Source organism: Saccharopolyspora antibiotica, assembly GCF_047200635.1.
Lineage (GTDB): Bacteria > Actinomycetota > Actinomycetes > Mycobacteriales > Pseudonocardiaceae > Saccharopolyspora_C.
This window is the reverse complement of the sequence record NZ_JBJZOI010000001.1, coordinates 1-19,882: the sequence shown is the minus strand read 5'-3', so window position 1 is coordinate 19,882 and position 19,882 is coordinate 1. Positions and strand designations below refer to the sequence as shown.

Annotated in this window: 20 protein-coding genes and 2 riboswitches; of the genes, 9 read left to right on the top strand and 11 right to left on the bottom strand. The window is 72.1% G+C overall.

What is annotated here, in order from left to right; genetic code table 11:
- The first annotated feature begins 34 nt into the window (after positions 1 to 34).
- From ACL03H_RS00100 to ACL03H_RS00085, 4 genes are all read left to right on the top strand, one after another.
- On the top strand, positions 35 to 811 hold the full coding sequence (locus ACL03H_RS00100) for a DsbA family protein (protein ID WP_412808921.1): 777 nt from the start codon (positions 35 to 37) through the stop codon (positions 809 to 811).
- Positions 808 to 1,443 (top strand): vitamin K epoxide reductase family protein, encoded by a 636-nt coding sequence (locus ACL03H_RS00095; protein ID WP_412808920.1) that lies wholly within the window; start codon positions 808 to 810, stop codon positions 1,441 to 1,443. The genes ACL03H_RS00100 and ACL03H_RS00095 overlap by 4 nt, the downstream gene beginning before the upstream one ends.
- A 287-nt stretch (positions 1,444 to 1,730) precedes the next feature.
- Positions 1,731 to 2,195: an ATP-binding protein gene (locus tag ACL03H_RS00090; protein ID WP_412808919.1), complete on the top strand. Its 465-nt coding sequence runs from the start codon at positions 1,731 to 1,733 to the stop codon at positions 2,193 to 2,195.
- A complete protein-coding gene (locus ACL03H_RS00085; protein ID WP_412808918.1) occupies positions 2,192 to 3,010 on the top strand; it encodes an RNA polymerase sigma factor SigF in 819 nt (272 codons plus the stop codon). Before ACL03H_RS00090 ends, ACL03H_RS00085 begins: the two co-directional genes overlap by 4 nt.
- 132 nt (positions 3,011 to 3,142) lie before the next feature.
- Here ACL03H_RS00085 and ACL03H_RS00080 read toward each other — a convergent pair whose 3' ends face one another.
- Complete coding sequence (locus tag ACL03H_RS00080; protein WP_412808917.1) at positions 3,143 to 4,045, bottom strand: M23 family metallopeptidase; 903 nt, start codon at positions 4,043 to 4,045, stop codon at positions 3,143 to 3,145.
- A gap of 619 nt (positions 4,046 to 4,664) precedes the next feature.
- On the opposite strand from ACL03H_RS00080, the gene ACL03H_RS00075 reads away from it, so the two are divergent.
- Both ACL03H_RS00075 and ACL03H_RS00070 read left to right on the top strand, forming a co-directional pair.
- Entirely contained in the window at positions 4,665 to 4,757 is a 93-nt protein-coding gene (locus tag ACL03H_RS00075) for a putative leader peptide (RefSeq protein ID WP_412808916.1), read from the top strand.
- A gap of 138 nt (positions 4,758 to 4,895) precedes the next feature.
- Positions 4,896 to 5,786: a sulfite exporter TauE/SafE family protein gene (locus ACL03H_RS00070; protein WP_412808915.1), complete on the top strand. Its 891-nt coding sequence runs from the start codon at positions 4,896 to 4,898 to the stop codon at positions 5,784 to 5,786.
- Between the two features lie 448 nt (positions 5,787 to 6,234).
- On the opposite strand, the gene ACL03H_RS00065 is transcribed toward ACL03H_RS00070, so the two are convergent.
- On the bottom strand, positions 6,235 to 7,404 hold the full coding sequence (locus ACL03H_RS00065; protein WP_412808914.1) for an NAD-dependent epimerase/dehydratase family protein: 1,170 nt from the start codon (positions 7,402 to 7,404) through the stop codon (positions 6,235 to 6,237).
- Between the two features lie 320 nt (positions 7,405 to 7,724).
- On the opposite strand from ACL03H_RS00065, the gene ACL03H_RS00060 reads away from it, so the two are divergent.
- Complete coding sequence (locus ACL03H_RS00060; RefSeq protein WP_412808913.1) at positions 7,725 to 8,201, top strand: GtrA family protein; 477 nt, start codon at positions 7,725 to 7,727, stop codon at positions 8,199 to 8,201.
- Here the strand turns inward: ACL03H_RS00060 and ACL03H_RS00055 are convergent.
- The 9 genes from ACL03H_RS00055 to ACL03H_RS00015 form a co-directional block, all read right to left on the bottom strand.
- A complete protein-coding gene (locus ACL03H_RS00055; RefSeq protein WP_412808912.1) occupies positions 8,167 to 9,006 on the bottom strand; it encodes a glycosyltransferase family 2 protein in 840 nt (279 codons plus the stop codon). The two genes, ACL03H_RS00060 and ACL03H_RS00055, sit on opposite strands and share 35 nt — an antisense overlap.
- Positions 9,007 to 9,017: 11 nt before the next feature.
- A complete protein-coding gene (locus tag ACL03H_RS00050) occupies positions 9,018 to 10,448 on the bottom strand; it encodes a hypothetical protein (RefSeq protein WP_412808911.1) in 1,431 nt (476 codons plus the stop codon).
- On the bottom strand, positions 10,445 to 11,359 hold the full coding sequence (locus ACL03H_RS00045) for an NAD-dependent epimerase/dehydratase family protein (protein ID WP_412808910.1): 915 nt from the start codon (positions 11,357 to 11,359) through the stop codon (positions 10,445 to 10,447). The genes ACL03H_RS00050 and ACL03H_RS00045 overlap by 4 nt, the downstream gene beginning before the upstream one ends.
- Positions 11,360 to 11,555: 196 nt before the next feature.
- The gene (locus ACL03H_RS00040; RefSeq protein ID WP_412808909.1) at positions 11,556 to 11,993 is read right to left on the bottom strand and encodes an SRPBCC family protein; all 438 of its coding nucleotides are present in this window, start codon (positions 11,991 to 11,993) and stop codon (positions 11,556 to 11,558) included.
- Positions 11,994 to 12,009: 16 nt separating this feature from the next.
- Complete coding sequence (locus ACL03H_RS00035) at positions 12,010 to 12,840, bottom strand: phosphoenolpyruvate hydrolase family protein (RefSeq protein WP_412808908.1); 831 nt, start codon at positions 12,838 to 12,840, stop codon at positions 12,010 to 12,012.
- A complete protein-coding gene (locus tag ACL03H_RS00030; protein WP_412808907.1) occupies positions 12,837 to 14,051 on the bottom strand; it encodes a Tm-1-like ATP-binding domain-containing protein in 1,215 nt (404 codons plus the stop codon). Before ACL03H_RS00030 ends, ACL03H_RS00035 begins: the two co-directional genes overlap by 4 nt.
- 296 nt (positions 14,052 to 14,347) lie before the next feature.
- Complete coding sequence (locus ACL03H_RS00025) at positions 14,348 to 14,506, bottom strand: hypothetical protein (protein WP_412808906.1); 159 nt, start codon at positions 14,504 to 14,506, stop codon at positions 14,348 to 14,350.
- Between the two features lie 81 nt (positions 14,507 to 14,587).
- Positions 14,588 to 15,766, bottom strand: a complete 1,179-nt coding sequence (locus ACL03H_RS00020) for an acyl-CoA dehydrogenase family protein (RefSeq protein WP_412808905.1) — start codon at positions 15,764 to 15,766, stop codon at positions 14,588 to 14,590.
- A 52-nt stretch (positions 15,767 to 15,818) separates the two neighbouring features.
- Entirely contained in the window at positions 15,819 to 17,399 is a 1,581-nt protein-coding gene (locus tag ACL03H_RS00015) for a long-chain-fatty-acid--CoA ligase (protein WP_412808904.1), read from the bottom strand.
- A 179-nt stretch (positions 17,400 to 17,578) separates the two neighbouring features.
- Here ACL03H_RS00015 and ACL03H_RS00010 point away from each other — a divergent pair, with 179 nt between their 5' ends.
- A complete protein-coding gene (locus ACL03H_RS00010; protein ID WP_412808903.1) occupies positions 17,579 to 18,229 on the top strand; it encodes a TetR/AcrR family transcriptional regulator in 651 nt (216 codons plus the stop codon).
- A 79-nt stretch (positions 18,230 to 18,308) separates the two neighbouring features.
- Positions 18,309 to 18,436, top strand: a riboswitch (glycine riboswitch).
- Positions 18,437 to 18,535, top strand: a riboswitch (glycine riboswitch).
- Positions 18,536 to 18,652: 117 nt separating this feature from the next.
- Complete coding sequence (gene gcvT / locus ACL03H_RS00005) at positions 18,653 to 19,765, top strand: glycine cleavage system aminomethyltransferase GcvT (RefSeq protein ID WP_412808902.1); 1,113 nt, start codon at positions 18,653 to 18,655, stop codon at positions 19,763 to 19,765.
- Positions 19,766 to 19,882: the final 117 nt, after the last annotated feature.

Below are 19,882 nucleotides of genomic sequence, written 5' to 3'. Positions count from 1 at the left end.
CCCGCCGAAGCCGACGTTGAAGGTGCACTGAGCGATGCCGAAGACGACCAACCCGCTGCTGAAGAAGAGCGGCCCCTCCACCAACATGATCTTGAGCATCGTGGTGGTCGTGGCCGCGATCGTGATCATCGGCGGGGTGCTGCTGTTCACCGCCGGCCGAGGCGGGCAGAACGACCAGGCCGGGAACGGCGCCCCCGCCCCCGCGCCCGGTGCCGACCTCAGCGCCGTCGTCGCGCACCCGGACAGCAACGCGTTGCTGGAGGCCCCGGACGGGAAGGTGACCGTCGCGGAGTTCCTCGACTTCCAGTGCCCGTCCTGCTGGAGCTACTACACCGGCGTCACCAAGAACATCGAGCAGGAGTTCGCCGGCCGGATCACCTTCGTGAACCGGAACTTCCCGATCACCGGCGCGCATCCGCTGGCCGAGCCCGCCGCGAAGGCCGCCGAGGCCGCGGGCCAGCAGGGCAAGTACAAGGAGATGTACCACGCCCTCTACGACGACTACCGCGCCTGGGCCGTGAGCGCCGACGGGCAGAACGTCAGCGACGACCAGCAGCGCGCGAACACCCTGTTCACCCAGTACGCGCAGCAGATCGGGCTGGACGTGAACAAGTTCCGCGCCGACCTGGACTCTCCGGTGGTCGCCCAGCGGATCGAGAAGGACAAGGCCGACGCCGAGGCCGCCGGGGTCGAGGGCACGCCCACCTTCTTCATCAACGGGCACAAGTGGGAGCCGGGCAAGGACGCCAAGACCTACGGCGACGTCGCCGCGCAGCTGCGGGACCGGCTGAACCAGGAGCTCGCGCGGTGACCGCCACGCGGCAGACCCCGGGCGCCACGGCCGCGGCGGCCCCCGCGAGCGCGGTCGGCGCGGCTCGCGGACTCGGCTGGCTGTACGTGCTCGGCGGCGCGGTCGGGCTCGTCTCGGCGTTCGCGCTCACCGTCGAGAAGATCCTCAAGCTGGGGAACCCGGACTACGTCCCGTCCTGCAGCCTGAACCCGATCGTCTCCTGCGGCTCGGTGATGGACAGCCCGCAGGCCTCGCTGTTCGGCTTCCCCAACCCGCTGCTCGGGATCGCCGCGTTCGCCGCGCTGATGGCCGCCGGAGCCGCCCTGACCGGTGGCTTCGCCGCCCCGCGCTGGTTCTGGCTCGGTCTCCAGCTGGGCAGCGCGCTCGGCGTCGTGTTCGTGCACTGGCTGATCGCGCAGAGCCTGTACGAGATCGGTGCGCTGTGCCCGTACTGCATGGTCGTCTGGGCGGTCACCATCCCGATCTTCTGGTACACGACCCTGCACGTGCTGCGCTCCGGCCACCTCGGCGGCGGCGCCGCCGCGGGGGCGGCGCTCGCGAAGTTCCACAGCCTGGTGCTGGTCCTGTGGTACCTGGTGATCGTGGTGCTGGTGCTGCAGGCGTTCTGGAGCTACTGGTCGAGCGCGATCTAGGTCCTCGGACCTGGATCATCGGGGGACCGGCCTGGAACACCCGTTTGCCAGGCCCCCGCGTCGGGTAATAGGTGACTGCGAGTAGTGGAACTCGTGGAGACAGCCGGTGGACCGACCCCGGCAGCCGCGCAGGCAGGCGGTTCCGGGACCGGTCCAGGACCTGATCGAGGTGGCGCGTGATGCGGTCAGAGCCCGGTGCGCGATCCGGGGTCCGGCAGCGAGTCCCGGGCTCCGGTGGAAGCAGGTCCCCCAGCGCAGAACCCCCCAGCGCAGAGCGAGGTGCCCCAGTGTCAGTACCCCAGTCCGCAGGCAGTGAGCAGGCCGCGCACGCGGCCCAGATCCATCCGGACGCGGCGCCGCCGACCTCCGAGGTGGAGGTCAGGGTGGCCGCGGAGGCTTCCCAGCTCTCAGTGCTGCGGGCGGTGACCGCGGACCTGGCGATGCGGGCCGACTTCGACGTGGACACGATCGCCGACCTGCGACTCGCGGTGGACGAGGCCTGCTCCTCGCTGATCCGGCTCGCCACGGTCGGCCAGACGCTCACCTGCCGGTTCCAGGGCGACGACCGCAGCCTGCGGGTCGCCGCCTCGGTGGTGAGCGACCGCCCCAGGGAGCCCCGTCAGGACACGTTCAGCTGGCGCGTGCTCAGCGCGCTGGTCGATGCTGTGTCAACCTCGGTGGAACCAGACGCGGACACGGACGGTGGTCATGTTGTCCGCATCGACTTGACCAAGGGACGGACACACGAGTGAAGCAGGCGGATTCTGATCACCCTGCGCACTCGCGACATCAACGCTACGACGAACTGGCGCCCCTGTTCGCCGAACTCGCGGGTGTGGACGAACACGATCCCCGTCATGCGGAGCTGCGGGACCGCCTGGTGACCGCGCACCTGCCGGTCGCCGAGCACATCGCACGCCGGTTCAGCCATCGCGGGGAGGCCCAGGAGGATCTCACCCAGGTCGCGACCCTCGGGCTGATCAACGCCGTGGACCGCTTCGATCCCGGACGCGGGGTCGACTTCCTGTCCTACGCCGTGCCCACGATCATGGGCGAGGTGCGCAGGCACTTCCGGGACACCGGGTGGGCGGTGCGGATGCCGCGCCGGCTCCAGGAGCTGCACCTGTCGGTGTCCTCCGCCATCGCGCGGCTCTCCCAGGAGCTCGGGCGCGCGCCGACGCCCAGCGAGCTCGCCGAGCACCTCGACATCAGCCGGGACGACGTCTTCCGCGGGCTGGAGGCGGGCAACGCCTACCGCAGCGCCTCGCTGGACGAACTGCTCACCGCCACCGACGAGATCCCGCTCGGCGCTGCCATCGGTTCCGACGACGCCGAACTCGCCGAGGTCGAGAACCGGGAGACGATCAGGCCGCTGCTGGCCGAGCTCGACGAGCGCGAGCGGCGGATCCTGGTGATGCGGTTCTTCCGGTCGATGACCCAGACCCAGATCGCCGAGCAGATCGGCATCTCGCAGATGCACGTCTCCCGGCTGCTGGCCCGCACTCTGAGCTGGCTGCGGGAGCGCATGGAACAAGCCGAAACCCCCGCCGAGTCCACCGCGGACTGACTGGTCCGCGGCGGATCGACGGGGGTCCGCTGCTCCCACCGGAGTGGAGGGGCCACCCGAGGCGCGGTCGGGGGTGAGCCGCACCTCGGGCGCCCGCTTCGGGCGGCGGCCCGCGCCGGGGCCGCCGGAGCATCACTTGACCGAGATGCCGCGCTCCTGCAACCAGGGCAGCGGGTTGATCTTGCTGCCGCTCTGGATGACCTCGAAGTGCAGGTGCGGACCGGTCGACTGGCCCTTGTTGCCGATGGTCGCGATCTTCTCACCGGCGTCGACCTGCTGGCCGACGCTCACGTCGATGGTGTTGACGTGGCCGTACACGGTGATCGTGCCGTCGTCGTGCTGCACCCGGACCCACTGGCCGAAGCCGCTGGCGGGGCCGGCGTTGATGACCTCGCCCTTCGCGACGCTGACGATCGGGGTGCCGATGCTGTTGGCGATGTCGATGCCCTTGTGGGTGGAGCCCCACCGGGCACCGAACCCGGAGGTGAAGGTGCCCTCGGCGGGCTTGACGTAGCCGCTGCTCGCCTTCGCGGGCTGGGCCGTGATGGTCTTCCCGGCCGGAACCTCGGCCTCCTTCGCGAGCTCGGCCCGCTTGGCCTCGGCCTGCTTGGCGGCCGTCTGCTTGGCGGCGGCCTCGTCGGCGGCCTTCCGGTCAGCGGCGGCCTTGACCTCCCGCGCCTTGGCGACCTTCGCGGCTTCCTGCTGCGGGGCCTGCGCCGGATGCGCGTCGAGAAGCCGCACCGAGGCGCGGGTCTCGGGGATGCCGTGCGCGGCGGCCGCGAACTGCTGCTGGGCGGCGGCGTGCTGGTCGGTGACCGGCTGGACGGCCTGGACCTCGGTGTTCTTGTCCGCGTTCGCCGCCAGCGGCTGACCGACCGCGGCGAAGGCTCCCGCCGCGACCACGGCCGCGGCGATCTTGTTCCGGGTGGCGACCCGGGGCTTCTGGCTGTCGGAGCGGGGGCGGAAGGTGTTCGCCAGGGAATCCCGGAGAGCGGCCTTCGGGGTTCGGCCGCGCTCCACGCGATGCTTCGCCATGTTCGCCTTTCCGTCTTCGGGGGAGGCTCGACCGGTCCCGCCGGGGGATGCGGGTGGACCCTTCGGGGGCGAGTCCTGTTCGTGATCGAACCGTGATGTTTCTGGCCGAAAAGGTAGCCGTGAGTCATCGGGAGCATCAAGCCCTCACCCTCTAGCAGGAACAAAGGCTCACTTACGGACGCGCCATCCGCACTCCAAGTGACAAAATAAGATGACCATTCGATAACACTCGTGATCTTCCGTCGCGCCCTGCCCTGGGACCCGGTCACGCGGAGCGAAGATCGATCACCCGCGGCGATCACGGCTCCCGCCGGGCCATCGCCGCTGGGCACGCGGTCGGCGGTCGCGGAGCGCGACGAGGCGGTCACGGCAGCCGCCCGTCTCGCGCGCGGACGGGGCCGCGATCGCCCCGGACGATCGATCAGCGCGGCCGGCCGCCGGGGTGGGTCGGCGACCAAGGCGACTCCGGCCCGAAAGTGGCCTTGCCCACACCCTCGCCGCACCCCCCGGTCACCGGGACGCGAGGCGGGAGCCGCTCGCGCGCGACCGCCCCGCGTCGAGCTCCCGCCACGTGAGAAGTGCGTGCCGCTCGCGGGGCCGGTCTGCTTCACTGACCCGCATGACTCGCGGTGACCAGTGGGGCCTGCTCGTGCAGCGCCTGCACGTGGACCTGCTCCGCGTCAGCTCCGCCGGATGTCGTCCCGGGCGCTGATCCGATCGCCCCGGGCCTCCGCGGCCCCGCCGGGAGCACCGCGCTCCCGCGCCATCGGAACGCGCCCGGACGCACCTCCCGACACGCCCCGGAGCGCACGCGCACGACCGGGGTTCCCACGACCCCCACGGAGAGATCGTGCACACCTTCCTGATCTTCGCGCTCGGCGGTTTCCTCGCCCAGCTCGTCGACGGCTCACTGGGCATGGCCTACGGGGTGACATCGACGACGATCCTGCTCACCGCGGGCCTCACCCCTGCGGTGGCCTCCGCCTCGGTGCACCTGGCCGAGATCGGCACCTCGATGGCCTCCGGCGTCTCGCACTGGAAGTTCGGCAACGTCGACTGGCGCGTGGTGCTCGTGCTGGGCGTGCCCGGTGCCGCGGGCGCGTTCCTCGGCGCCACCGCGCTGAGCAACCTCTCCACCGAGGCGGCCGAGCCCTGGATGTCCACCATCCTGCTGGTGCTGGGCCTGTACGTGCTGCTGCGCTTCGCGCTGCGCCCGCTGCGCCGCAGGCAGCTGACCGGCGTGAGCTCGAAGCTGCTCGCCCCGCTGGGCCTGGTCGCGGGGTTCGTCGACGCGACCGGGGGCGGCGGCTGGGGGCCGGTGGCCACGCCGACGCTGCTGAGCACCGGCAGGGTCGAGCCGCGCAAGGTCGTCGGCTCGGTGGACACCAGCGAGTTCCTCATCGCCGTGGCGGCCAGCCTCGGATTCGTCGTCTCGCTGGCCGACGAGCCGCTGTCCTGGACCACGGTGGCCGCGCTGCTGCTGGGCGGCGTCATCGCCGCGCCGCTGGCGGCGTACCTGGTGCGGATCGTGCCGATGCGGCTGATCGGCGTCGGCGCGGGCGGGCTCATCGTGCTGACCAACGCCCGCACCCTGACCAAGGCGTTCGAACTGCCCGCGCCCGCGCTGATCTACGCGGTCATCGCGGTGGGCTGGGTCGCGGCGCTGGCGTTCACCGTGCGGCAGATCGTCCGCGACCGCCGCGAGGAGCTGCCGGAGGAGGTGGGCGAGCCGGTCGGCTGAGCCGGGGCCCGCGCGGGGTCCTCGACCAGAGGTCGCTCGGCTACCGGTGGCGCACGGAGCGTGGAGGTTTACCCACGTGCCGTATCGCGCGAATCATACGAAAGGGCTACTGTTCGGTAGGCCGTGTGGAAGCCCCCCGACACGCGGTAGGCGCCCCGGGTGCGAGTACGCACTTCATTCCCGCGCCCGGGACGCCGCTCCCCGTACCTGCGGCCACCGACTGACCGCTCGTTTCACACCCGGAGTTCGGGCGAAACCGCCACCGGTTCCTCGCGCGAGGCGATCGCACCTGACACGCGGGATCCAGCGACGCGTGGCTTCAGTGTGCACGTGAATCATGGAATATTCCAGGCCTCGAAGCGCACAGTTCGGGAACAGCACGACATCGAACTGGACGGTGGTCGGTGGCGGGCGCCGCGCACCCGCCACCGACGCCGAACCGCTCCGCTCAGCCCTCCGCGCGCATCGGGCTGGAGGCGGCGCGCCACCGCACCGTCGGGCGCATCGCGCCCAGGTCGACCCGGTCCACGTGCGCCTGGGCGACGCCGAAGAGCGAATCGATGAGCGTGTTCGACAGCAGGTGCGGCTCCAGACCCAGCTCGACCAGACCGGTGTGCACGACGTTGTAGTGGTGCTCGGCCTGCTCCACGCGCGGGTTGTCCAGGTACTCGACCTCGACCGAACCGTCGAAGCAGTTCGCCACGACCTTGGCGATCTCCTCGACGGAGAAGCTCTCGGTGATCTGGTTGAACACCCGGAACTCGCCCACCTCGGCCGGGTTCTCCGCGGCCAGCCGGATGCACTCCACGGTGTCCCTGATGTCGATGAGCCCGCGGGTCTGGCCACCGCTGCCGTACACGGTCAGCGGGTGGCCGAGCACGGCCTGGATGACGAAGCGGTTCAGCACCGTGCCGAAGATCGCGTCGTAGTCGAAGCGGGTCGCCAGCCGCGGATCCCGCGCGGTCTGCGGCGTCTCCTGGCCGTACACGACGCCCTGGTTGAGGTCGGTGGCGCGCAGGCCCCAGATGCGACAGGCGAACTCGATGTTGTGGCTGTCGTGCACCTTGCTCAGGTGGTAGAACGAGCCCGGCTTCTTCGGGAAGAGCATCCGGTCGGTCCGCCCCTTGTGCGTGACCTCCAGCCAGCCTTCCTCGATGTCGATGTTCGGCGTGCCGTACTCGCCCATCGTGCCCAGCTTCACCAGGTGGATCGCGGGGTCGATCTCCTGGATCGCGAACAGCACGTTGAGATTGCCGACGACGTTGTTCTGCTGGGTGTAGACGGCGTGCTTGCGGTCGATCATCGAGTACGGCGCCGCGCGCTGCTCGGCGAAGTGGACGATGGTGTCCGGGCGGAAGTCCCGCACCATCTCGTAGGTGAAGTCCGCGTCGACCAGGTCGCCGTAGTAGGACTTGATGCTCTTGCCCGAGACCTCGCGCCACGCCTCGACGCGGGTCTGCATCGGCTCGATCGGCACCAGGCTCCGCACACCCATCTCGTGGTCGTAGCCGCGCCGGGCGAAGTTGTCGGCCACCGCCACTTCGTGGCCGTGGTCGGACAGGTGCAGAGCGGTGGGCCAGCCGAGGTAGCCGTCGCCCCCGAGGACGAGGATTCGCACGCCTTGTTCTCCTCTACTTCGTTGCACCACCTCGGCCGCCGGTCGACGGCGCGGTGGCGTTCCCCGGGGCACCCGAGTGCTCCGGGGTCGATCGGCACGATGGGAAACGCGCTGCCGGAGCGCGGTGCGGCCGACAACCCGATGTCCCGGCGCACCCCCGGCAACACCGGAATGGTCTCATCCTTCGGCTCGGGAACGAAGAGCCGAACTCGGGTGCTTCCCGAGAGGAGCGGCACGCTTCCCGGAGCGGCACGGCCCCGGCGGAGGCCCCGGTATCGTGCGGACGCGCCCGCCCCCGGGTGCCGAGGAGAGGACCGAGAGTGCAGCAGGCGACCGAGACCGCTCCCCCACCGCGGACCCGCGGGCACTACTGGCGGCTGATCAGCCGGTTCGCCGCCGCCTCGGTGGTCGCGACCGGCATCAGCCAGCTCGTGTTCGTCGGCTCCTACTCGCTGGGAGCGCTGCCGGTGGTCTCCACGGTGCTGGCGTGGCTGGCCGGGGCGGTGCCGAACTTCCTGCTGAACCGCCGGACCTGGGGCGGCGGGGGGCGCGAGGCGCTGCGCGGGGAGATCCTGCGCTACGCCGCGCTGTCGGTGGGCACCGCGCTGCTGGCGGCACTGGCCACCAGCGGCGCGGAACGCCTCGCGCTGGACGCCTTCCCGCACGACCGCCTCCCGCAGGTGGCGATCGTGTGGGGCGCCTTCCTGGCCACCTACCTGGTGATGTTCGTGGTGAAGTTCCTGATCATCGACCGGTTCGTCTTCACCGCTCGGGAGCGACCGCCGCGGGCTCGCTGACCCGCTCCGCGTCCGGACGGACTCGCGGCCGCGGGGCGCCGCGCCGCTCGCGCAGCCAGGTGCCCAGCACGACCTTCGCGTAGCGGTAGCCGTAGAGGACGTTGTGGCCCTTCTTGCTCTCCCCGGCGGCGCGGGCCAGCATCGTCATCGGCCGTTCGAGCACCCGGTAGCCGCGGGCGAGCACCCCGACCAGCAGTTCCGACGACTGGTACTGCTGCTGCTCCAGCCGCACCGAGTTCGGCACCTCGATCTTCATGCCGCGGAAGCCGAACGAGGTGTCGGTGATCTTCTGCCGGGTCAGGGCCGTGACGATCCAGGCGAACACGTGGGTGCCCGCCCGGCGCACCAGATCGGTGCTCTCGGAGCTGCCGAGGGTGCGCGAGCCCGTGACGAAGTCGGCCTCGTCGTCGAGCAACGGCCGCAGCAGCCTCGGCAGCTCGTCGATGTCGTACTGGCCGTCGGCGTCGGTGGTGACCAGGTACTGCGCGCCGCGCTCGGCCGCGAGCCGGTAGCCGAGGCGCAGCGCGGCGCCCTGGCCCCGGTTCACCGGCGCCACGCAGGTCTGCGCGCCGTGGCGCAGCGCGACCTCCGCGGTGTCGTCGGTGGCGCCGTCGACGACGACGAGCACGTCCACGTCCAGTCCGCAGCTGCTGGCGGGAATGCCGTCGAGCACCGCCCCCAGCGCGTCCTGCTCGTCGTAGGCCGCGATGAGCACGACCACCGGGGCTAACCGGCGGTCGCCGTAGCGCTCCGCGTAGCCGTCGAGGGCGGCCCGGTCGACCTCGTCCGGGAAGGTCGTGGACATGGTGAGCTCCTTCACGTGATGGATTCGGATGAGCGGGGCCGACGCGGCCCGGTGATCGCCGTGATCGCCAGTCCGGCCGCCAGCGGGAGCAGCACGAGGCCCGGCAGCTGGTAGCGCCAGGAGAACTCCATCGCCGCGGCGGTGGCCAGCACCGTCGTGGCCAGCCCGGCGGGCAGCAGCACCACCGCGCGCAGCCCGCTGCGGCGAGCCCGGCCGGCGCCCAGCACCGCGGCGGCGGACACCAGCAGGCAGCCGCCGAGCGCGAGGCCCGGCGTGTAGCCGCCGCCGAGCTGGTAGTCCCGCAGCAGACCACCGAGCCGGGGATCGGCGTGCACGGTGCCGTCCCCGTGCAGCTCGGCCCACTCGGCGACGTACCAGGGATCCGCGTACATCGGGTAGTCGGTGGTGAACTGCCAGCGGGCCAGCGGCACGTCGCCGGGCGACTGGGTCCGGGTGGGCGCGAAACCCTTGAGGAAGTCGTTCAGGAAACCGCCGAGGACGTCGAAGGGCTGGTGCAGCAGGACCTTGCGGGCCACGCCGCTCTGCGCCGCGTTCAGGTCGAAGCCCTCCGGCAGCCGGTCGGTGTTGACCGGGACGTGCCAGAAGTGGATGTAGAAGTCGATGCCGCGCTCCGCGCGGACCGCCACCGGTTCGCGCGGGCACACCACGGCCTCCTCGGCGGTGAGCCCGAGCTCGTCGCAGCGCGCGACGGCGGCGGTGCGCCCGTAGACGACGCTGCCGGTGGAGCCGCCGAGCGCCGGGGTCCCGGTCCAGATCAGGTGGTACGTCGCGTAGCACAGCAGCACCCCGGCGAACGCCCCGGCGAGGGCTCCGGCGGCGCGCAACCGGGGCCGCCAGCCCTCGCGCGGACGCAGCCCCGTCGCCAGCAGCACGAACACCACCGCCGGAACCACCAGCGTCAGGCCCACCAGTCGGACCAGGACCGAGGCCGCCAGCAGCAGCCCGGCGATCGCCGCCGTGCGCGGGCCGGGGGCGCCGCGCCAGGTCAGCACGGCGATCGACGCCAGCAGCAGGACCTGGAACAGCAGGTCGGACATGATGTTGTGCTCGATCTGCACCTGGTAGGCGTCCAGCAGCACCGGTGCCGCCGCCAGCGCCGCGATCCACCGCCGCGCGCCGAAGCGCAGCAGCAGCGCGTAGATCGCCACGCCCAGCGCGAGCCCGAGCAGGTGCTGCACGGCGACGACCAGCGCCAGGTTCCCCACCAGCAGCAGCGGCCCCAGCAGCAGCACCTCGTAGCCGATGGGGTTGATGCCGCCCGGGAAGAACACCCCGAGGTCGTCGAGGTAGCGGAACGAGTCGATGTAGAGCAGCGCCGGGCGGTAGGCCAGCTGCGCGAGCACGCGCAGCACGGCGCCGCCGAGCAGCAGCAGCGCGAGCAGCCAGTGCGCGCGGAGTCGCCGCGCCGGCGCGGCGGTCACGGCGTCCCGGTGGAGGCCGCGCGGAAGTCCTCCCACACGGTTCGCAAGCCCTCGGTGAGCTCCACCGCCGGGGTGTAGCCGAGCTCGCGGCCCGCCTTCGACACGTCGACGATCACCGCGGGCATCTCGCCGTTCTTGGCGGGCACGTGGGTGACCGGCAGCGGCGCGCCGGTCGCGGCGCGGACGGCTTCGATGAGCTGGAGCACGGACAGGGAACGCCCGGACCCGATGATCGCGGTCCCGGTCCACTCCTTGTCGCAGGCCGCGAGGATGCCCTGCACCACGTCCTCGACGTGCACGAAGTCCCGGCTCTGCGCGCCGTCTCCGTAGACCTCGACGCCCTCGCCGGCCAGCGCCGCGCGCATCAGGCGCGGGATGAAGCTGTCCTTGTGCCCCATCCCGGGACCGTAGATGTTGGTGAACCGCAGCGCGGCGGTCGCGATCCCGTAGGAGCCGGCGCAGCCGGACAGCAGCATCTCGCAGGCGGCCTTCGTCGAGCCGTACGGGGTGAGCGGGCGCAGCGGCAGGTCCTCGGTGATGGTGCCGCGGCCGATGTCGCCGACGACCGCGTTGGTGGACGCGAGCACGAACCGGCCGACGCCGCGCAGCCGCGCGAGCTCCAGCAGCTCCTGGGTGACCTCGACGTTGGTGCGGTAGGTCTCGGCGGGCCGGTCGACCGAGCGCAGCACCGAGGTGATCGCGGCCAGGTGCACGATCGCCTCGGTCCCCTCGGCGACCGCGGCCTCGCGGACCGCCGGGTCGAGGAGGTCACCGGGGACGTAGCGGACGAGCTCGCCGCGCAGCGACTCCGGCGGCTCCTGCAGATCGACGATCGTGACCGGCGTGCCGCGTCCGGTCAGCGCCCGGACGACGGAGCGGCCGACGAAACCGGACCCACCGGTGACGACCACACCACCCGCCGCGCCGCTGCTACGCAGAGTTTCTGGCGACTCGTTTTGGGTCGCTCGTTCAGGGGAAGTCTCGCTGCTGGGCACGGCTGAACTCTAACGGGCCGCCGCGTACGGCTGTCGCCTAACCCACACCGGTCCCGCCGAATGGTGTCTTGCGCCGAACACGTCCGGGGGGTCCACCAGCCGCCCGGAGGGGTCAGCCCGCGAAGCGCTCGGCCAGCGCCGCCAGACCGGTGCCGAACACGGCGCCGCCGAAGATCTGGTCCAGCCGCGCCTCGTCGGCGGCGTCAGCGCCGTAGTCGGCGCTCCACTCCACGAAGGCCGCTCCGGTCGCCGTGATCGGCAGGACGCGAATCGTGCTGCGGTAGGAACGCACCGGGAACGGACCCTCGGTGATGTCGTAGGTGCAGCTGCGGGCAGCGTCGTCCAGCGCCACCAGCCGCTCCCGCACCTGGCCACCGTCGCCGAGCACCAGCCGCCGCACCGCGCCGACCTCGGCCGCGGACGCCCCGGCCTCCAGCTCGCCGCTGCTGATCGCCGGGTGCCACCCCGGCAGACCGCCGAAGTCGCGCACCAGCGCCCAGACCTCGTCGGCGGTCGCCGGCACCACCGCACTCGCGTAGGACCGCGCCATCACGTTCTCCCCTTCATCAGATCCGGAGGTGCTTGAACTCCCTCGTCCGCTCGGTCAACGCCTGCTCCACGGGGAGGCGTTCCATGCTGCTGGCCCCGTAGAAGCCGTGGCAGCGCTCGGCCCGGGACAGCACGTGGGCGGCGTCCTGCGGCGTCGCGACCGGACCACCGTGGCACAGGACCAGCACGTCCTCGCGAACTTCGGCGGCCGCGGCCGACCACTCGTCCACCAGCGCGACGCAGGCGTCCAGGTCCTTCGCCGTCTCCGCCCCGATGGAACCGCCGGTGGTGAGCCCGAGGTGGCAGACCACCACGTCGGCCCCGGCCTCGGTCATCGCCCGGGCATCGGCGGCGGAGAACACGTACGGGGTGGTGAACAGGTCCGCCTCACGCGCGGCGGCCACCAGGTCCACCTCCAGCCGGTAGCTCATCCCGGTCTCCTCCAGGTTGGCCCGGAAGGTGCCGTCGATGAGGCCCACGGTGGGGAAGTTCTGGATCCCGGAGAAGCCGAGCTCCCGCAGCCGCGCCAGGAACGGGCCGGTGTGCAGGAACGGGTCGGTGCCGTTCACCCCCGCCAGCACGGGGGTCCGGTGCACCACCGGCAGCACCTCGCTCGCCATCTCCAGCACGATCTCGTTGGCGTTGCCGTAGGCCAGCAGCCCGGCCAGGGAGCCGCGCCCGGCCATCCGGTAGCGGCCCGAGTTGTAGAGCACGATCAGGTCGATCCCGCCGGCCTCCTCGCACTTGGCCGACAACCCGGTCCCGGCTCCGCCGCCGATGATCGGCTCGCCCCGGTCGGCCATGTCCCGGAACCTGCGCACCAGGTCCGCGCGCTCGAACCGCGTCATCCGCGTCCTCCCCGTCCGGCGCCGATCTCGTCGAACGCGCCCAGCAGCGCGTCGACGAAACCGTCGTCGTTGATGTCCTGCGGAACCCGCACCAGACGGCGCAGGTCGGTCTGCCGCACCTCCGCCTCCAGCACCTCGAACAGGGCCGCGTCGGCGTCCGGGTCGTGGAACGGCCGTCCCGGCAGGTCCAGCGACGACACCCCGCCCTCGGGCAGCAGGAAGCGCACCGGCCCGGTGCAGGCGTTGAGCTTCGCGGCGAGGAAGCGGCCGATCTCGCGGTTCTCCTCCGGAGTGGTGCGCATGAGCGTGACCTGCGGGTTGTGCTCGTGGAACAGCCTGCCCCGGTAGCGCTCCGGCACCGAGTCCGGCGGGCCGAAGTTGACCATGTCGAGGGCGCCGCAGGAGCCGACGTAGGGCACCCCCGCGCGGGCGATCGCGTCGAGCCGCTCCGGTCCCGCGCTCATCACTCCCCCGGCGATCAGGTCGCACACCTCGGTGGTGGTGATGTCCAGGACCGCGCCCACCAGGCCGTCCGCCACCAGCTTCTCCATCGCGCGGCCGCCGGTTCCGGTCGCGTGGAAGACCAGCGGGTCGTGCTCGGCGGCGAGCCGCCGCGCGGTCTCGGTGACGCAGGGCGTGGTCACGCCGAACATGGTCAGCGCCACGGCGGGCCGCTCCGGCGCGGCGGGCACCGCGCTGCGCACCGCTCCGGCCAGCGCGTGCGCGGCGTTGCCCAGCACCTGCCGGGAGATCCGGTTCAGGCCGGCCAGGTCGGTCACCGCGGGGAACATCGCGATGTCCGAGGCGTCCACGTAACCCGAGACGTCCCCCGAGGCCACGGTCGAGACCACCAGCTTCGGCAGTCCCACCGGCAGCGCCCGCAGGGCGGGAGCGATCAGCGCCGTGCCCCCGGACCCGCCGAGCCCCAGCACCCCGCCGACGTCGACGCGCGCGCCCAGCCACCGCTCGAAGGCCAGCGCCATCGCGCGCACCGCCGAGCCTCGCTCACCGGTGAACACCGCGCTCGCGCCCCTCGGGTGCGCAGCGGCGACCTCGGCGGCGGTCACGTCCGGATCGTCGGTGGGTTCGGCGCCGGAGGTGCTCACGTCGACGGTGGTGACCTCCACCCCCGCCTCGGCCACCAGCGCCGCGACGTACCGCAGCTCGGCGGCCTTCGTGTCGAACGTGCCCACGACGTAAGCCCGGCCCATCGCACCGCCCCTGCGCTCAGCGAACCCCCTTCGGGAACCCTACTGCCGATCACCCGGCCGCACAGCCCGCCGATCACGGGATCACCCCCGGGTGGCAGGCCGGTCGCGCCACGACGTCCGGTGGTCTCCACGGCGCTCGGCGACGCCCACCGGACCGGGCGACGCCCACCGCGCCGGGCGGAGCCCGCCCGGTCCGGCGGAGCACGTCCCCCGCCGGGCGCGCCGGGGAGCACGCACCGGGGTCGCCGCACGACGACGGCCCCCGGCTAAGCCGGGGGCCGTCGGGGCGGGGGCGGTCAGTGGCCGCTGCCCTTGCCACCGCCCATGAAGCGGTTCTTCACCTGCTCGATCTTCGCCTTGTTCTTGGGGTCGCTGGCGTAGCGCTTGGCCTGGTCGATCGCCTTCTTCCCCTGCGGGCTCTTGGCGAAGTCGGTCACCTTCTTGAACAACGACATGGCAACTCCCAAAGGGGCGGGTGGATCACGCTCCCCCAGGCTACCGGCGAATCGGACACCGCTTCGAGGGGCGGGGACCGATCAGCCCAGCACACCGCTCACCGAGGCGTGCCCCTTGAGCAGGTTGCGCGCGATGGTGCGGCGCTGGATCTCGTCGGTGCCCTCGAAGATGCGCAGCAACCGGATGTCCCGGTACCAGCGCTCGATGGGCAGCTCGCGGGTGTACCCCATGCCGCCGTGGATCTGCAGCATCCGGTCCACGATCTCGTTCGCCCGGGTCCCGCCGTAGAGCTTGGCGATGGACTGGGCGTGCCGCGAATCGACCCCCTGGTCGGCCTGCCACGCCGCCTGCAGCACCAGCCAGCGCAAGGCCTCGATCTCCACCGCCGAGTCCGCGATCATCCACTGGATCGCCTGGCGCTCGGCGATGGGCGCCCCGAAGGTCCGCCGGTTGCGGGCGTACTCCATGGACATCTCCATCATGCGCTCGCAACCGCCGAGGGCGCGGGCGGGCAGCAGGTAGCGGCCGCGGCCGATCCACTGCATCGCCAGCTCGAAGCCGCCCCCCACCTCGCCGAGCACGTTGGCCTCCGGCACCCGAACCCCGTCGAACACGAGCGCGGCGGGCTGGCGGTCCCACTCACCCATGATCTCGATCGGCTCCGACTTCCAGCCCGCCTCCCGGTCGGCGAGGAAGCAGGTGACGCCGCCGTTGGCGCCCTTGTCCCTGTCGGTGACGGCGAAGACCATGGTGAAGTCGGCGTCGATGCCGCCGGTGATGAACGTCTTCTCCCCGTCGATCACCCACTCCGAGCCCTCCTTGCGGGCCGTGGTGCGCAGGTTCTTCGCGTCCGATCCCGCCCCGGGCTCGGTGATGGCGAAGCAGGACTTGCGCTCGCCCTCGATGGTCGGCAGCAGGTAGCGCTGCCGCTGCTCCTCGTTGGCGCGGTAGAGGATGTTGTCCGCGTACCCGCCGAAGCTGAACGGCACGAAGGTGCGGCCCAGTTCGATCTCGATCAGAGCGGTGAGCACCGCCGAGAGGTCCATGCCGCCGTACTCCTCCGGGGTCTGCACGCCCCAGAACCCGGCATCGCGGGCCTTCTGCCGCAGGTCCGCGAGCTCCTCGCGGGTGAGACCGCGCTCGTGGTTGCGCTCGCGGCGCAGCACCTCCGGCTCCAGCGGCACCAGCTCCCGCTGCACGAACGTGCGCACCCAGTCCCGGATGTCGCGTTCGGTCTCGGACAGGGAGAAGTCGACCATCGGTGGCGTTCCTTTCGGCGAAGTCGGGATTTCCGGCGTGCGGGGACGGCGCTCAGGCGCCGCCGGCGACGCGGTCGCGCAGCTCCCGCTTGAGCACCTTGTGGCTGGGGCCCAGCGGCAGTTCGTCGAGGAACACGACGCGGCGCGGGTACTTGTGGTGCGCGGTCTGCTCGGCGGCCCACGCGGTGATCGCCGCGGCCAGCGACTCGTCCGGGTCCTCGCCGGGCGCGGGGACCACGACGGCGCAGACCTCCTCGCCGCGCTCGGCGTCCGGCACGCCGATGACGGCGCACTGGGCGACCGCGGGGTGACGGATCAGCAGCTCCTCCACCTCGCGCGGGTAGATGTTGTAGCCGTTGCGGATGATCAGGTCCTTCTTGCGGTCCACGATGGAGAGGAATCCGTCGTCGTCCTTGACGCCCAGGTCCCCGGTGCGGAACCACCCGTCCACCACGGCGGCCGCGGTCGCCGCCGGGTCGTCGAGGTACCCGGCGAAGACGTTGTGGCCGCGGACCACCACCTCACCGACCTCGCCCGGGGGCAGCAGCTCGACGCGGTCCTCCACCGAGGGCTCGGCGATCTCCACGTCGATGCCCCACAGCGGGTGCCCGACGGTCCCGGCGCGCAACCCGAAGGCCGGCTGGTTCACGGTGGCCGTCGGCGAGGTCTCCGAGAGGCCGTAGCCCTCGTGGATGGGGGCGCCGAACCGGCGCTGGAAGCGCTCCAGCACCGCCACGGGCAGCGCCGCCCCGCCGGAGATGCACAGGCGCAGGCTCGGCAGCTCCTCGTCGCCCGCGGCCTCCAACATCCGGATGTACATGGTGGGCACCCCGTTGAGCTGGGTGATCCGCTGGTCCCGGATGAGCCGCAGCGCCTCGGCCGGGTCGAACCGGGGTTGCAGCACCAGCGTGGCGCCCGCGCGGAAGGTGGTGTTGAGCGACACGGTCTGCCCGAACACGTGGAACAGCGGCAGGCAGCCCAGGACCCGGTCCTCGCGGCGGGTGTCGTTCGCGTCGAAGGCGTTCACCGTGGCGTTGAGGACCAGGTTCAGGTGGGTGAGCACCGCGCCCTTGGGGCGCCCGGTGGTGCCGCTGGTGTAGAAGATGACCGCCGGGTCGTCGGGAGCCCTGGTGGCGAAGGTCGGCACCGGGTCCGCGGCGGCCGCCTCCCCGGTCAGCGACGGGGGGCGTTCCGGGCCGTCGGCGGGCGGGCCCACCGCGACCAGCGGGATCCCGGCTCGGCGCGCGGACTCAGCCGCCAGGCCGAGCTGGCCGGTGTGCCCGACGACCAGCTTCGCCCCGGAGTCGCGCAGCAGGTACGCCGCCTCGTCGGGAACCAGCAGCAGCGGCACCGGGACCACGACACCGCCCGCGGCGAGCACGCCGTAGTAGGCGCGGACGAAGTCGACGACGTTGGGGGCCACGACGGCGACCCGGTCGCCGGGCCCGATCCCGCGAGCCCGCAGGGCCGCCGCGTGCGCGCGGACCTGCCGCCACAGCTCGCCGTAGGTGACCTGCTGCTCCCCCTCGACGACCGCCGTCGCCCCGGGCCGCAGCCGCGCGGGCTCGGCGAGCACGGAGGCCAGCGACAGCGCGGTGCGCGGCTGGACCGGGAACTCGTCGTCGTTGACCATCGTCCACCTCTCCGCGGGGCACCTCGTCAGCGATCCCGAGCCGACCCGATTTGCTAACGCCGTTAGTTTTGGACTGTAGGGCCACCCCGAGCTGCGCGGCAAGAGCAACGCGAAGGACACTGATCGGAGCATTCCGGGCGCGGAGTACGCGGCACCGGAGGACGAGCGGGAGGGCGGCAGTGGGCAGACCGAGGAGCCCCCAGCTCAGCCCCGAGCGCATCCGGAGCGGCGCGCTGCGGATCATCGACGAGCACGGCCTGGAGGCGCTGTCGATGCGCAGGCTCGCCGAAGCCCTCGGCGTGCGCGCGGCCTCCCTCTACAACCACGTCGCCACCAAGGAAGCCCTCCTGCACGACCTCGCCGAGGACGTGATGGACACCGTGGACACCAGTGGTTTCACCGTCGACTGGCAAACCGGGCTGATCCGCTGGGCGCGCTCGTACCGAGCCGCGCTCGCCGCGCATCCGCACCTGGTGCCGTTCATGGCCTCCGGTCCCGCCCGGCGCGAGACCTCGCTGCGCCGCGCCGACGCCGTGCACGGCGGACTCACCGGCGCGGGCTGGCCGCCGCGATACGCCACCATGATCGGGGCGTCGGCCAAGTACCTCGTCGTCGGCGCCGCGATGGGGTCCTTCGCCGGGGGCTTCGTCGACGACGCCGAGGTGTACGACGAGCGCTTCCCGCACCTGCGCGACGCGCACCTGCTCAGCGAGCACGCCGCCGAGATCGACGAGGCCAGCTTCGAGCTCGCGCTGGGGGCCCTGGTCGACGGGCTGCGCGCGCAGTTCGACGCGCTCGCCGCACCCCCCGGGACCGCTCACCCTCGGTGACGGGATCACTCTCACGTTCTGTTGACTGCGCCGCGCGGCCTCCGTAGCGTTCCCAGGCACAACCGAACATCCACGCCGACGACGTCGTGCGGGAGAGTCTGCGCCCCGCCAGGAGCCCCTGGTCCGTGCAGGATGTGATTCCTGGGTGCAGCGCCGAAGGAGCAATCCTCCCCATCAAACTCTCAGGCCCCGCACCGCACGGCAGCAGGCGATCACGGAGAAAAGCAGGGATCGCGGTCCCTCGCCCACGGTGCAAGCCGCCCTCGCGCGCGGTGAAACTCTCAGGCCAATGACTCCGGGGAGACCGGCCAGCGCACGCCCGCGCCCGTCGCCGCCGAGGGACCCCGGATATGGTTTCCGCTGGAAGTGGTCGCAGCCGGTCCCTCGACGTGATCGGTGCTCACCCAGAGGAGTTCCGCACCCATGACGTCGCCAGCCTCCCCGCGACAGACCCCCCTCGCCGAGGTCCACGAGTCGCTCGGCGCGCACTTCACCGAGTTCGCCGGCTGGCGGATGCCGGTCCGCTACTCCGGGGACACCGCCGAGCACCAGGCGGTGCGCACCGCAGCGGGTCTCTTCGACCTCTCGCACATGGGCGAGATCCGGATCAGCGGGCCGCAGGCCGCCGCCGCCCTGGACCACGCGCTCGTCGCGAACGCCTCGGCGATCACGGTGGGTCGTGCCCGCTACACCATGCTCTGCAACGCCGAGGGCGGCGTGCTCGACGACCTCATCGTCTACCGGCTCGGCGAGCAGGAGTACCTCGTGGTGGCCAACGCGGCCAACGCGGACGTGGTCTCCGCCGAACTCGCCGAGCGCGTCAGCCGGTTCGACGCCGCGCACGAGGACGTCTCCGACCGCTACGCGCTCATCGCCGTGCAGGGACCGAAGGCCGTCGAGATCCTGGCGCCGCTGACCAGCACCGACCTGTCCGAGGTCAAGTACTACGCGGGCTACCCCAGCCGGGTCGCCGACGTCGACGTGCTGCTGGCGCGCACCGGCTACACCGGCGAGGACGGCTTCGAGCTGTTCACCTCCCCCGGCGACGCGCCCGCGGTGTGGCGCGCGCTGTCCGAGTCCGGCGCCCCGCACGGGCTGCTGCCCGCCGGCCTGTCCTGCCGGGACACGCTGCGACTGGAGGCGGGGATGCCGCTGTACGGCAACGAGTTGTCCGCCGCGGTCACCCCGTACCACGCCAACCTGGGCCGGGTGGTGAAGCTGGACAAGCCGGGCGACTTCGTCGGCAGGGCCGCGCTGGCCCGCACCGCCGAGGCGCCCACCGAACGCACCCTCGTCGGCCTGCGCACCGACGCGCGCCGAGCGCCCCGGCACGGCTACCGGGTCCTCGACGCCGACGGCGCCGAGGTCGGCGAGGTGACCAGCGGTGCCCCATCGCCGACGCTGGGGCACCCGATCGCGATGGCCTACGTGGACCGGTCGCACAGCGCGACCGGGACCGCGCTGCAGGTCGACATCCGCGGCAGATCGATCGACGTGAGCGTCGTCGAGCTGCCGTTCTACCGCAGGACCGCTTGAGCGGCCTCGGACCGCCCGCCCCGCGGGCACCCCGAACCTCGAAGGACCGCCCGGACACCCGGGCAGCCCACATCGATCACCAGGAGGCAATTCCCATGTCGGCACCCGACCTGTTCA

Coding starts and splice junctions, on each gene's coding strand:
- ACL03H_RS00100 (WP_412808921.1), top strand. CDS start 35: ATGCCGAAGACGACCAACCCGCTGCTGAAGAAGAGCGGCCCCTCCACC.
- ACL03H_RS00080 (WP_412808917.1), bottom strand. CDS start 4,045: ATGGCGAAGCATCGCGTGGAGCGCGGCCGAACCCCGAAGGCCGCTCTC.
- ACL03H_RS00075 (WP_412808916.1), top strand. CDS start 4,665: ATGACTCGCGGTGACCAGTGGGGCCTGCTCGTGCAGCGCCTGCACGTG.
- ACL03H_RS00055 (WP_412808912.1), bottom strand. CDS start 9,006: ATGTCCACGACCTTCCCGGACGAGGTCGACCGGGCCGCCCTCGACGGC.
- ACL03H_RS00040 (WP_412808909.1), bottom strand. CDS start 11,993: ATGGCGCGGTCCTACGCGAGTGCGGTGGTGCCGGCGACCGCCGACGAG.
- ACL03H_RS00035 (WP_412808908.1), bottom strand. CDS start 12,840: ATGACGCGGTTCGAGCGCGCGGACCTGGTGCGCAGGTTCCGGGACATG.
- ACL03H_RS00030 (WP_412808907.1), bottom strand. CDS start 14,051: ATGGGCCGGGCTTACGTCGTGGGCACGTTCGACACGAAGGCCGCCGAG.
- ACL03H_RS00025 (WP_412808906.1), bottom strand. CDS start 14,506: ATGTCGTTGTTCAAGAAGGTGACCGACTTCGCCAAGAGCCCGCAGGGG.
- ACL03H_RS00020 (WP_412808905.1), bottom strand. CDS start 15,766: ATGGTCGACTTCTCCCTGTCCGAGACCGAACGCGACATCCGGGACTGG.
- ACL03H_RS00015 (WP_412808904.1), bottom strand. CDS start 17,399: ATGGTCAACGACGACGAGTTCCCGGTCCAGCCGCGCACCGCGCTGTCG.
- gcvT (WP_412808902.1), top strand. CDS start 18,653: ATGACGTCGCCAGCCTCCCCGCGACAGACCCCCCTCGCCGAGGTCCAC.